The organism is Actinoplanes sp. OR16 (assembly GCF_004001265.1).
In the GTDB taxonomy this organism is placed as follows: Bacteria; Actinomycetota; Actinomycetes; order Mycobacteriales; family Micromonosporaceae; genus Actinoplanes.
The window spans coordinates 3622690-3634834 of sequence record NZ_AP019371.1; the positions used below are offsets into that span (position 1 = coordinate 3622690).

The 12145-nt window shown below is 69.7% G+C and carries 13 protein-coding genes; 6 read left to right on the top strand and 7 right to left on the bottom strand.

The features are described from left to right. Nucleotides 1–28: 28 nt before the first annotated feature. The 5 genes from EP757_RS16870 to EP757_RS43395 are packed head-to-tail and all read right to left on the bottom strand — an operon-like array spanning nucleotide 29 to nucleotide 3067. Nucleotides 29–313, bottom strand: coding sequence for a hypothetical protein (locus tag EP757_RS16870; RefSeq protein WP_127547164.1), 285 nt, complete (start codon nucleotides 311–313; stop codon nucleotides 29–31). Nucleotides 314–315: 2 nt separating this feature from the next. After that, the gene (locus EP757_RS16875; protein ID WP_127547166.1) at nucleotides 316–1425 is read right to left on the bottom strand and encodes a hypothetical protein; all 1110 of its coding nucleotides are present in this window, start codon (nucleotides 1423–1425) and stop codon (nucleotides 316–318) included. Beyond that, the gene (locus EP757_RS16880) at nucleotides 1422–1724 is read right to left on the bottom strand and encodes a type VII secretion target (protein WP_127547168.1); all 303 of its coding nucleotides are present in this window, start codon (nucleotides 1722–1724) and stop codon (nucleotides 1422–1424) included. The genes EP757_RS16875 and EP757_RS16880 overlap by 4 nt, the downstream gene beginning before the upstream one ends. Beyond that, the gene (locus EP757_RS16885; RefSeq protein WP_127547170.1) at nucleotides 1721–2074 is read right to left on the bottom strand and encodes a YbaB/EbfC family nucleoid-associated protein; all 354 of its coding nucleotides are present in this window, start codon (nucleotides 2072–2074) and stop codon (nucleotides 1721–1723) included. Before EP757_RS16885 ends, EP757_RS16880 begins: the two co-directional genes overlap by 4 nt. Before the next feature lie 15 nt (nucleotides 2075–2089). Continuing rightward, complete coding sequence (locus EP757_RS43395) at nucleotides 2090–3067, bottom strand: hypothetical protein (RefSeq protein ID WP_197725528.1); 978 nt, start codon at nucleotides 3065–3067, stop codon at nucleotides 2090–2092. Nucleotides 3068–3401: 334 nt separating this feature from the next. On the opposite strand from EP757_RS43395, the gene EP757_RS16895 reads away from it, so the two are divergent. Genes EP757_RS16895 through EP757_RS16905 form a run of 3 tightly spaced genes read left to right on the top strand, consistent with a single transcriptional unit; the run spans nucleotide 3402 to nucleotide 5123 of the window. Beyond that, nucleotides 3402–3719: a WXG100 family type VII secretion target gene (locus EP757_RS16895; protein WP_127547172.1), complete on the top strand. Its 318-nt coding sequence runs from the start codon at nucleotides 3402–3404 to the stop codon at nucleotides 3717–3719. After that, a complete protein-coding gene (locus EP757_RS16900) occupies nucleotides 3712–4761 on the top strand; it encodes a putative T7SS-secreted protein (RefSeq protein WP_127547174.1) in 1050 nt (349 codons plus the stop codon). The genes EP757_RS16895 and EP757_RS16900 overlap by 8 nt, the downstream gene beginning before the upstream one ends. A 2-nt stretch (nucleotides 4762–4763) precedes the next feature. Then, entirely contained in the window at nucleotides 4764–5123 is a 360-nt protein-coding gene (locus tag EP757_RS16905; RefSeq protein WP_127547176.1) for a DUF6188 family protein, read from the top strand. A 10-nt stretch (nucleotides 5124–5133) separates the two neighbouring features. On the opposite strand, the gene EP757_RS16910 is transcribed toward EP757_RS16905, so the two are convergent. Beyond that, the gene (locus EP757_RS16910) at nucleotides 5134–6843 is read right to left on the bottom strand and encodes a glycerol-3-phosphate dehydrogenase/oxidase (RefSeq protein ID WP_127547178.1); all 1710 of its coding nucleotides are present in this window, start codon (nucleotides 6841–6843) and stop codon (nucleotides 5134–5136) included. Then, nucleotides 6843–8312 (bottom strand): glycerol kinase GlpK, encoded by a 1470-nt coding sequence (gene glpK, locus EP757_RS16915; protein ID WP_127547180.1) that lies wholly within the window; start codon nucleotides 8310–8312, stop codon nucleotides 6843–6845. Before glpK (EP757_RS16915) ends, EP757_RS16910 begins: the two co-directional genes overlap by 1 nt. An 85-nt stretch (nucleotides 8313–8397) precedes the next feature. Between glpK (EP757_RS16915) and EP757_RS16920 the strand changes: the two genes are divergently transcribed. The 3 genes from EP757_RS16920 to EP757_RS16930 are packed head-to-tail and all read left to right on the top strand — an operon-like array spanning nucleotide 8398 to nucleotide 12113. Then, complete coding sequence (locus EP757_RS16920; RefSeq protein WP_127547182.1) at nucleotides 8398–9153, top strand: IclR family transcriptional regulator; 756 nt, start codon at nucleotides 8398–8400, stop codon at nucleotides 9151–9153. Next, the gene (gene glpK / locus EP757_RS16925; RefSeq protein ID WP_127547184.1) at nucleotides 9150–10607 is read left to right on the top strand and encodes a glycerol kinase GlpK; all 1458 of its coding nucleotides are present in this window, start codon (nucleotides 9150–9152) and stop codon (nucleotides 10605–10607) included. The genes EP757_RS16920 and glpK (EP757_RS16925) overlap by 4 nt, the downstream gene beginning before the upstream one ends. Nucleotides 10608–10631: 24 nt before the next feature. After that, the gene (locus tag EP757_RS16930; protein ID WP_127547186.1) at nucleotides 10632–12113 is read left to right on the top strand and encodes a M1 family metallopeptidase; all 1482 of its coding nucleotides are present in this window, start codon (nucleotides 10632–10634) and stop codon (nucleotides 12111–12113) included. Nucleotides 12114–12145 lie beyond the last annotated feature (32 nt).

Genomic DNA, 12145 nt, shown 5'->3' on the forward strand with positions numbered 1-12145 from the left:
CACACCCGCGGCGGTTCAGAGAGGCAGGTCAGGTCGCCAGCTGAAAGTTCGGGATCTTCGGCTCGCGCTCGTCGGCGGGCACGCTGCTGTCGCGGACTATGGCCTCGGCGGGGATGACCGCACGGGAGATGCCGATGCCCTGCAGGCAGTGGTCGCACCAGAATGCGGCATGTCCGACAGAGCGGTCGGGGCGTGCGGTGAAGACCAGCCGGAGGCGTTGCCGCCCGCAGTTGGGACAGGCCAGGTCGATGGCTTCGGGGGCCATGTCGTAGGCGTCGCTGAAGGTCTCAAGCCATTCGTCGTAGGTCGCCATCGTCAGACTCCCGGCTCGGGTCGGATCGGCTGATTGTCCCACCAGTCGTCTTCATGTGCGTAAGCCCGATCTTCCCAGACGTCGAGTTCGGCCTCCTCGAGTGGAAACGGCCGGCCGGCGGCCAGTTCGTCGCGGTGGAACCGCTCGTGGACGAGGGTTCTGGCCAGATCCTCTTCACTGCGGAAACCCGGTGGGAACAGCTTGATGAGGAGACTCGGGAGCGTGTGGCCGCAGGCTCCGCGCATCGTCGATTTGCCGAGGACGATGTTGAGATCTGAGATGTCGATGCCGTACTTGGCGGCGATTCGCCGGACCGAACGCATTTTGAAGGGCTGTGAAGGGCCCGCACCCATTCTGCGGACTCGGTGCAGGACTCCGCTGGTCTCCGCCGCGTATGCCGGGCGGAAGAGTTGGCGGATGGTTGCGATCTTGTCGGTCAGGGTTTGGGTCAGCGGGGTCAGGTTCTGGAGGCTTTTCAGCAGGGCTCTCAGGAAGTCGGCGATTCTGGTGGTCCAGGCGCTTATCGCCGCTGTTGCCTGGCCTATCACCAAGGGGGTTGCCAGGCCCAGGGAGAAGGCGGCCTCGGCGGCGTAGACAGTGAGCCTCGAGACCAGGAAGGCTATGGCGTCGCGGATCAGCAGGCGGACTGCGGCTATCAGGGCGCCGGCGCCTTCGGTCAAGGCTGCCATGGTTTCGGCGGCAGCGGCCAATGCGTACGTCGCCCGCTCCTCATCGGAGGACCGATCGCGGTAAGAGTCGGCCGCGATACCGTCCCACTCGGACAGGTTCAGTCTCGTCGACCAGCCGATCTCCTCGGCCTGCAGGCGCAGGGTCCCGGCCGTTCCCCGCCAGGTCTGCGCGGCCGCCGCGATCTGTACGGGGTCGCCCGCCAGCTCGTCGAGGGCGGCGGTGAGCGGGCGCACGTGTTCGATGAGCCAGGCGACGCCGGATTGGAGCAGCATGCCGATCGGGTCGGCGACGTAGGCGAGCGCGTCCAGGCCGGCGCCCGTGACACCGAGCGTGCCGTCGATCCAGCTGCCGTTCCGGACGGCTTCGGCGAGCAGTTCGATGTCCTCGGCGATGCCGATCCCGGCCACCGGCGAGGTCGTCATGGCAGCCTGCCGGCATCCCGGAGCTGGGCGGCGGCTGATTCGTCGGTGCGGTGGAAGGTGTCGGCTGCCCCGCGTACCGAATCGGCGCTTTGATCAATTGATCGGGCTGCCGCATCGATCGCATCGACCAGGGGAGATCTGACCTTTTCGAGAAGAATAGGCACTATGACGCAGAGATGACCGTAGGCGTCGGCCGTCATGCCGGTGTCATGTCCGGCAGAACGGGCGCGGGACAGCTCGTCGGCGACGCCGTCCAGATGTGCGGCGTGGCGGCGGAGTTCGTCAGGGGTCGCTCTCATCGATCGCCGCCGGCTACGAGCCTGTCCGTGAAGGCCGTCAGCAGCGCCCGGCCCTCCGGCGTCTCGTCGTCGCCGTCCTCACCGGCTGCCCGCACTGCTCGCGCGGCCAGATCGGCCCGCGCGGCGGCGGAGGCGGTCAATATCTGCTCGGCGATCCAGCGGGCGGAGTGCCGGCGTACCTCCTCGGTCAGATAGAGATCCACGAGCGCGCCCGCGCTGTCCACGGCGACCTCGATCAGGCCGCCGCCGGCAGTGGCCGATCCGGTGAGCGCGTGCAGCTTCGCGGCGAGGGCACGGGTGCGGGCCAGACGCTCTTCGAGATCGGCCTGCCAGGAATCGACCCAGGACATGTCACGAGGCCGGAATCACGAGGTCTGGGTGAGGATGTCGTCGGCGACCTTCTGGACCTCGGCGCGGGACTTCGCCGGCGCGGTCGCCGCCACCGCCACCTGCCACTTCGGGGAAGCGGCGCGGCCGCCGAAGAAGTGGTCCAGCTCCAGCCGGTACTTCCCCTGCTCGGTGGCCTCGGCGAAGTTCGTCGTGTCGTCGACCTTCTCGAACTTCGCGCTGAACCAGTCCTTGGTCATCGCGGCGGTACGGGTGTCGTCGCACGGCTGGGCGCAGGTACGCAGCATCACACCGAGGCGCTGGCCGCTGTCCGGATTCGATTCGTCGATGCAGATGAACGCCTCGGCGTCGGGCAGGTCGACCTTCGCACCCAGGCAACCCCAGCCGGCGGGCGTGCGGAAGGCGAACGGCCAGCCGGCGAAGCTCATCGTCGCGGTGTCGTCGCCGTCGGTGAACGTCGATCCGGTGACGGCCCGGGCGGTGACGTCCTCGCGGAGAGCGGGTTCGTCGCTGCGGGAGGACGATACGGGCGGAAGCGTGGGAATCGTACGCCGAGGGCTGGGTGTCCAGGTAGGAACTGATCTCGTCTCCGCCGAGGCCGCGACGATCGCGTTGCCGACCGCGCAGAACGCCAGCAGCAGCATGAAGACGAGCAGGACGATGGTGGCGGCCGTGCCCGGGTACTTCTGCGGCGGCCCGCCGAGCGCACCCCGCATGTAGGCGATCGTCGGCGCGCGGTACTCGAGCGTGGCGGTCTGCCCGGGCGCCACCATGACGTCGAGGTCCGCTTTGCCGATGCGGCGGGGGAGGATGTACGGCACGTGCACATGCACGTGGTGGCGCCCCGGAACGATCGGCATCACGATCGGGCGCTTCCACCCGGCCTGCACCGGCTGCCCGTCGATCGCCAGTGCCGGCGTGAAGAGGCCGAGCAGCAGGGCTAGCGGCGAGTACCGCAACGTGATCGCGATCGCCGCGTGCTCCTGGTGACTCACCCACCCGAACCCGGGCGGCGCGGAGGGCGCAGGCGGCGCGGAGGGCGCGGGCGGCGCGAACGGCGCGGTCATCGTGGGCGGCGGCGCGGGCGGATAAGGGCCGGGAGGCGCAGGAGGCGTGGAAGGCGCTGATCCGACGGGCGTATACGGCTGCCAATGCTGGTCGTACATCGCGGCATCTCCCCGAGGCGAAGGTGAAGTGCATCCCTGCCTGGAGAGAACCCCGGCTTCCAGCAGGAAGTTCAGACGTGCCAGATGAGCCAGGACAGTGAACGGCGCCGATGTCTGAGCGGTATTCCACCGAGCACCCGTTCCTTCGCCGCAGGGAGAGAACATGGACGGATCGGTGTTCCACGTGGACCTCGCCGCGATGGACGAGGCCGCGTCCGGCATCGCGCGGACCGTCGCCGACCACGACCGGTCCGGTCTGAGCGACCTGGAGCAGCCGGCGGCGGGATACGGCGACGACGACATGGCCGGGGCATTCCATGAGTTCTGCGACCGGTGGAATAGCGGGCTGGATCTGCTCACCGAAGACGCGCGGCTGATCAGTGAGGTGCTGGCGCGTGCGGCCTCGGTCTATCGGGAGACGGACGAGGTCGCCGCGGCGAGCTTGACAGTCGATCCGGCGCTGGGGGCGGTGGATGACTGAGCTGGGGCGTACCTCCGATCCGCGATCGCTGGTCCCCGGTGACCCGGATGCCGTGTCGGGTGCTGCCGCCGTTCTGCGCCGGCGGGCGAGCAGTGCCGGTGAGGCCGGTGAGGGTCTTCGTGCGATCGACACCGGCGCCTGGACCGGCGCGGCGGCGGTGCGGTTCCGGGAGAAGTTCGCGTACGAGCCGGGGCGGTGGTTCACCGCTGCCGACGCCATGCAGGCCGGGGCGGGTGCGCTCGACGACTACGCGGCGACGCTGCGATGGGCGCAGGGGCAGGCTGCGGAGGCGATCCGGCTCTGGGGTCAGGAGCAGGTAGCGGCGGCGAGCGCGCTGGAGAACGCGCGGGCGCAGCTCCGATCGGCAGCGGCGTCGACGGCACTGACGCTGCGAGCGAAAGCCGTCCTGGCCCCGGAGGAGTCGAGCTGGTTCGACGACCTGCACGATGTCGGCGCGCACGTCGTGAACGGCGTCGCCTCGTTCGGGAACGCGATGATCAACAACCCTGGTTCGGTCGCCTGGGCGGCCGCTGGTGTCGGCCTCGCGGTGATCAGCGCCGGCGGTGAAGGCACCGGTGTGGCGCTCAGCGCGACCGGTGTCGGTGCGATCGCCGGCGTGCCGCTCAGTGTCGTCTCGGCCGCGGGTGTCGTGGCCGGCGCGGGCATCGTCACGGCGGCGATCGGCGACCTCGCGGTCCAGGCGACCGGTGACGACCGGGTCACTCCGATGGAGACCCGAGGTGACTCGGCGGCGTCCGGCGCGGCGGATTCGACGGCCGGCAGCCCGGCCGGAGTGAAACCCGGATGGTCGTCGCGGCCGGCCGACAACGGGCAGGGTGCCGTCTATCAGAAACCGGGATCCGCTGGTAACGCTGATATGGTCCGGGTGATGGACCCGAAGCCCGGCTATCCCGATGGATATGTGCGCTTCTACAACCAGCACGGTCAGCCGATCGGGCTCGACGGGAAACCCGGGCCGAACTCGGCGACGCATATTCCGATCCGGCCGGACGGGACCTATCCCGTACCGCAAGGGTGGTGAGCATGGATCTGGGTTTCGCCGGGCGGGAAGTCGTCGCCCAGGACTTCGGGTACACGGTGGCGCTGACGTTCAGTGGTGGCTACGAGATTCGGATCGAGACGGCCTTCACGCTGTTCGAGTCGGGGCGTGGCCGGGAGATCACGCCGGGGGAGGAAGGCGACGCCGAGCTGGTCGGCCGGGTCGTCGAGTCGGCTGCCGGGGACGATCGCGGTGGGCTGCGGATCGACTTCGGTGGGGGCGTGCGGCTGATCGTTCCCGCTGACGACGACTTCGAGGCGTGGACCCTGGCCGGGCCGGACGGCCTCAAGGTGGTGTCCACGCCGGGCGGCGAGCTTTCCGTCTGGTCACCGCCCGGCGAGTGAAACGGCAGGGTCAGGCGGCGCTGGTTGCGAGGGGGACGTTGCGGCGGGTGGCGTCGGCGCTCTCGTCGTCCAGCTGGGTCTGGGCGGCCAGTTCGGCTACGACCACGGCCTCGTAGCGGGCGATCTCGCGCTCGGTCTCCTCGGTGGACCAGCCCAGGGGGCCCGCGACCAGCAGGGCCGTGGTCCGGGCTGCGGCGACGCCCCGGTCCGGGGTTTCGATGGCGATCCTGGTGCGGCGGGAGAGGATGTCCTCCAGGTGGCGTGCGCCCTCGTGGGTGACCGCGTAGACGACCTCGGCGGCCAGGTAGTCGGTGGCGCCGGTGAGGGGCTCGCCGAGCGCCGGGTCCGCTTCGATCAGGGCGAGGAGCTCGTCGGTGAGGGTGCCGTAGCGGCGGAGCAGGTGCTCGATGCGGGAGACGTGCAGGCCGGCGCGGCGGGCCAGCTGGGCGCGGCGGTTCCAGGCGGCGCGATAGCCGTCGGCGCCGAGCAGCGGGACCTGGTCGGTGCAGGACGGCGGCACCCGGGTGCTGAGGTCGCCGACGGCGGCGTCGACGGCGTCCTTCGCCATGACCCGGTACGTCGTGTACTTGCCGCCCGCGACCACTACCAGGCCGGGCACCGGGTTGCCGACCGCGTGCTCACGGGACAGTTTCGCGGTGCTCGAAGCGTCGGCGGAGAGCAGCGGCCGCAGACCGGCGTAGACACCCTGCACGTCGTCCCGGGTCAGCGGCGTCACCAGGGCCTTGTTGACCTCGTCGAGCAGGTAGTCGACGTCGCGGCTGGACGCGGCGGGCTCCGCCTTGTCGAGGTTCCACGGGGTGTCGGTGGTCCCGATGATCCAGTGCCGGTCCCAGGGGATCACGAAGAGCACACTGCTGGCGGTACGCAGGATCATGCCGCTCTTGGCGGAGATCCGGTCGCGCGGAACCACCAGGTGGATGCCCTTGCTGGCAGTGATCTTGAATTGGCCCCGCTCGCCGGTGAGCATCGTCTGGCTGTCGCCGGTCCACACACCGGTCGCGTTGATCACCGTGCGGGCGCGGATCTCCAGTTCGGCGCCGGTCTCCAGGTCGCGGGCGCGCACGCCGACGACCCGTCGCCCTTCCCGCAGGAAACCGATCATCTCGGTACGGGACGCGACCTGTGCGCCGTACGCCGCCGCCGTGCGGACCAGGAACATGGTGTGCCGGGCGTCGTCGACCTGAGCGTCGTAGTACCGGATCGCGCCGATCAGCGTCTCCGGGCGCAGCGACGGGAACGCCTTGAGCGCCTCGACCCGGCTGAGGTGCCGGTGCCGGGGAAGTCCGGCGCTGCCGCCGGAGAGGGCGAGTGTGTCGTAGAGCGCGATGCCGGCACCGACGTAGAGCCGCTCCCAGGCGCGCTTCTGCAGCGGGTAGAGGAACGGCACCGGGCGGACCAGGTGCGGGGCGAGCTTCTGGATCAGCAGTCCTCGCTCGCGCAGCGCCTCGCGTACCAGGGAGAAGTCAAGCATCTCCAGGTAGCGCAGGCCTCCGTGGATGAGCTTGCTGGAGCGGCTGGAGGTGCCGCTCGCGAAGTCACGCGCCTCCAGCAGGCCGACCGAGAGCCCGCGGGTGGCGGCGTCGAGGGCAGCGCCCGCGCCGACCACGCCGGCGCCGACGACCAGGACGTCCAGTTCTTCAGCAGCGAGGGTCGCGAGCGCGGTGGCGCGCGTCCGCGGCGACATCGTTCCGGTGTTCATTACAGAGTCCCCACATTCCAGCCGAGGGTGCGGTCGATGGCCGCTTTCCAGCGGGTGATGCCTTGTTCGCGCCGCTCGGGCGACCAGGACGGCTGCCAGCGCCGGTCCTCGTGCCAGTTGTCGCGCAGGTCGTCGACGGACTTCCAGAAACCGACGGCGAGCCCGGCCGCGTAGGCGGCGCCGAGCGCGGTGGTCTCGGCGACGGCGGGACGGCTCACCGGGACGCCGAGGATGTCGGCCTGCAACTGCATGCAGAGCGCGTTGCCGGTGACGCCGCCGTCGACCTGGAGACAGTCCAGTGTGGTGCCCGAGTCCTGGGCCATCGCCTCGACCACGTCCCGGGTCTGGTAGCAGATGGCTTCGAGCGCGGCCCGGGTGATGTGCGCCGCGGTGTGGTAGCGGGACAGGCCGACGATCGCGGCGCGGGCGTCCGGCCGCCAGTACGGGGCGAACAGCCCGGAGAAGGCCGGGACGAAGCAGACGCCCTCGCTGTCCTCGACCGACGCGGCCAGGGTCTCGCTCTCCGACGCCGAGCCGAGGACGCCGAGCTGGTCGCGCAGCCACTGGATGGCAGCGCCCGCTACGGCGATCGACCCTTCGAGGGCGAAGACCGGGGCGTCCGAGCCGAACCGGTAGCCGACCGTGGTGATCAGGCCGTGGCTGGACCGCACGGGTGTGGTGCCGGTGTTCATCAGCAGGAAGCCGCCGGTGCCGTAGGTGCACTTGGCCTCGCCGGGCGCGAAACAGGTCTGCCCGAAGAGGGCGGCCTGCTGGTCGCCGATGGCAGCGGCGATCGGCACCCCGGAGAAGGTCCCGTAGCTGTCGGCCGACGACCGGATCTCCGGGAGCATGGCGCGCGGGATCCCGAAGAGTTCCAGCAGCTCGGGATCCCAGTCGAGGGTCTCCAGGCTCATCAGCATCGTCCGGCTGGCGTTCGTCACGTCGGTCAGATGGGACCCGCCGGTGAGATTCCAGATCAGCCAGCTGTCCATCGTCCCGAACAGGACCTCGCCACGAGAAGCCCGCTCACGCAGCCCGGGAACGTTCTCCAGCAGCCACTGGATCTTGGTGGCGGAGAAGTAGGTCGCGGGAGGCAGGCCGGTGCGATCGCGCACGAAGGCGGCGTCGAGGCGGGCGACCAGGTCGTTCGTCCGGGTGTCCTGCCAGACGATCACGTTGTGTACCGGCTCGCCGGTCTCCCGGTCCCAGACCAGCACGCTCTCCCGCTGGTTGGTGATGCCGATCGCCGCGAGGTCGGCCGGTTCCAGGCCGGCGCCGGTCAGGGCCGCGTCGATCGTCTTGAGGGTGTTCTCCCAGATCTCGGTGGCGTCGTGCTCGACCAGGCCGGCCGCCGGCAGGATCTGCCGGTGCTCCAGCTGGCTGCGCGCGATCTCCCGGCCGGCCCGGTCGAAGATCATGAAACGGGTGCTGGTGGTGCCTTGATCGATCGCGCCGACGAAGTGCGCCACGTTACCTCCTGAATCGCCCTCTCGAGCTGCGACGCTAGGGAGAGGACGGGGGACCGGCAACGCGAACCGTGCGACAATGTCGCACGTGCCGGGCCTCATCCAGTCGATCGAGAGGTCGTCCGCCGTGCTCCGATTGCTGGCCGCGGACCGGCTGCGGGTCGGCGAGGTGGCCGAGGCGCTCGATCTGCCGAAATCGACGGCACACAGCATCCTGCGCACGCTCGAGCACGTCGGATTCGTCGAGCAGGACCCGCGGACCGCGCGGTACCGGCTGGGCCGGGGCGTCCTGGATCTCGGGTCGGCCGGCCTCGACGTGAACGAACTACGGGCCCGCGCGCTGAACTGGGCGGACGCGCTCGCGGCACGCAGTGGCCAGGAGGTCCGGATCGGGGTGCTGCGTGACCGCCAGGTGCTCGTCGTGCACCACGTCTTCCGGCCGGACGACTCGGCGCAGTCGATGGACACCGGCCGTCTTCTGCCGCCGCACGCGACGGCCCTCGGCAAGGCGCTCCTCGCCTACCACCCGATGGAGGCGAGGGCCGTCGCCACGGCCGGCTTCGAGACGTACACGCGAAGGACCCTGACCGATCGCCAAGATCTGGCCCGGCACTTGGGTGAGACCCGCGCGCGGGGGTGGGGTCTCGCGGTGGAGGAGTGGCGCGCGGGAGAGGCCGCGATCGCGGCGCCGCTGCGGACGAGTGGCGGCCTGGTGGTGGGCGCGATCGGGATCTCCGGGCCGGTGGAGACGCTCTGCGACACCCGGCGGCAGGCGCGACCGGCATTGGTGGAGCATGTGACGGCCGCGGCGAGGTCCGTCTCCAGGGACTTGGCGGGGACATGAGCGACAAGTACGTGATGGCCGTCGATCAGGGGACCACGTCGACGCGGTGCATCCTGTTCGACCGGAAGGCGACCGTCGTCTCGGTGGTGCGCGGCGAGCATCCGCAGTCCTATCCGAAGCCGGGCTGGGTGGAGCACGACGCCGCGCGGATCTGGCGGGACACCCAGCGGCTCATCGGGAAAGCGCTGCGTGAGGGCGGGGTCGGGGCCGAGCAGGTGGCGGCGATCGGGATCGCCAACCAGCGGGAGACGGTGGTGCTGTGGGATCGGGCGACCGGGCAGCCCGTCGCGCCGGCGATCTCCTGGCAGGACACCCGTACGTCGGTGGCGGAGATCGACGGGCAGTTCATCAGGGAGAGGACCGGCCTGACACCGGCGACCTACTTCTCCGCCACCAAGATCCAGTGGCTGCTGGAACAGCACGATCTGGGAGATCGCGCGGCGCGGGGCGACATCCTGTTCGGGACGATGGACAGCTGGCTCATCTGGAATCTGACCGGCGGGCGGCATCTGACCGACGTGACGAACGCCAGCCGGACGATGCTGATGAATCTCGAGACGCTCGACTGGGACGACGACCTGTTGCGACTCTTCGCGATTCCGCGCGCGATGCTGCCGTCCATCCGGTCATCGGCGGAGATCTACGGCACGACCCTCGGTGGCATCCCGATCGCCGCGGCCATCGGCGACCAGCAGGCGGCGCTCTTCGGGCAGACCTGTTTCGCTCCGGGCGAGGCCAAGTGCACCTACGGCACCGGCGGCTTCCTGCTGATGAACACCGGCACGACGCCCGTGCGGTCGAGCCACGGGCTGATCACGACGGTGGGGTACCGGATCGGGGCGGAGCCGGTCACGTACGCGCTGGAAGGCTCGATCGCGACGGCGGGCTCGCTGGTCCAGTGGGTTCGCGACGGCCTCGGGCTGATCGGCACGGCATCGGAGATCGAGACGCTGGCGGCGACCGTCGAGGACAACGGCGGGTGCTACATCGTTCCGGCGTTCTCCGGCCTCTTCGCCCCGCACTGGCGGAGCGAGGCTCGCGGGGTGATCGTCGGTCTGACCTCGTACATCACGAAGGGGCACCTGGCCCGGGCGGTCCTGGAAGCGACCGCATGGCAGACACGGGACGTGGTCGACGCCATGAACGCCGACTCGGGGCTCGCGCTCACCGCGCTCAGCGTCGACGGCGGCATGACCGCCGACAACCTGCTCATGCAGTTCGTGGCCGACGTGCTGCAGGTCCCGGTGGTCCGGCCGATGAACGCCGAGACGGTGTCGCTGGGCGCGGCCTACGCGGCCGGTCTCGCCGTCGGTTACTGGTCCGACCTGCGTGACCTGCGGGCGAACCGGCATCGAGCCGGGCAGTGGAAGCCGTCGATGGATCTCGATCATCGAGCTGCGGAGTACGCGAACTGGCGCCGCGCGGTGGAGTGCGCGATGTTGTTCAGTCGATAAACATCCTTCGATATGTTGGCGGGCATGCGAAGACTGTTTGCGGCTATCGTCGCGACCCTCACCGTCCTCGTCGGCACCCCGGCGACGGCCCACGCCAAGGCTCCCGGTGGTCCCGGAGTCGGCGACGACTATTACCCCGACTACGGCAACAGCGGGTACGACGTCTCCCACTACGACATCCGGCTGCGCTACACACCCTCCAGCGACCGGCTCACCGGCACCACCACGATCCTGGCGAAAGCCACCCAGGATCTGAGCCGGTTCAACCTCGACTTCCTGCTCGACGCCTCGTCGGTGCGGGTCAACAACCGGCCCGCCGCGTTCACGACGCAGGGCGAGCACGAGCTCGTCGTCACGCCGGCCCGCCCGGTCGCCGCCGGCGCTGACCTCACGATCGTGGTGCAGTACGCCGGAGTCCCGTCCACCGAGGTGGGCGCCGGCTACACCGCCTGGATCCGGACGCCGGACGGCGCGCTCGCCGTCGGTGAGCCGGAGATCGCCTGGTGGTGGTACCCGAGCAACGACCACCCGTCGGACAAGGCGACATTCGACGTCTCGGTCTCGGTGCCGGACGGGCTCGAAGCGATCAGCAACGGCGTGCAGCCGCGGCCGCCCGTACGGGAGACGCTCGGCTACACCCGATGGAGCTGGCGGTCGCTGAAGCCGCAGGCCACGTACCTGACGTTCCTGGCGGTGGGGCAGTACGACATCACGACCGATGTCACCGAGAACGGGCAGACCATCTACAACGCCTACTCGCAGCTGCTCGAACCTGATTTCCGGGACGCGGCACAGGCCAGTGTGGAGCGGACCGCCGAGATCACCGACTGGGAGAGCGAGGTCTTCGGGCCGTACCCGTTCGAGGCGCGCGGTGGCGTCGTCACCCCGCCCGGCACGCTGGGCTTCGCCCTGGAGACGCAGACCCGGCCGAACTACTCCTCAGCCTTCTTCCGCCGTGGCTCGAACACCTCGGTGGTCGTCCACGAGAACGCCCACCAGTGGTTCGGCGACTCGGTGTCGGTGGACGAGTGGAAGCACATCTGGCTGAACGAGGGCTTCGCCAGCTACGCGGAGTGGCTCTGGTCGGAGAAGAACGACGAGGGCACCGCGCAGGAGATCTTCGATTATCTGTACGCGACCTACCCCGACGACGCGGACATCTGGACCACGGCGCCGGCCGACCCCGGTGTGGCGCAGTTGTTCGGTGACGCCGTCTACGACCGTGGGGCGATGACCCTGCACCAGCTGCGGGTGGCCGTCGGCGACGACGACTTCTTCGAGATCCTGCGGACCTGGGTGGCGACCCACAAGTACGGCAACGCCACCACCGCCGAGTTCACCGCCCTCGCCGAGAAGATCTCCGGTGAGGATCTGGACGCGCTCTTCGACGCGTGGCTCTACACGCCGTCGAAGCCGGTGGTCGCATCGTCCTTCGCGGCTTCCAGGATCGCTGCGCCGAAGTCGTGGACCGCGATCTCCGCGACCCACGACCTCCTGCACCGCTGATTCAGTGCCCGCGATCGTGGATCCCTTCCACG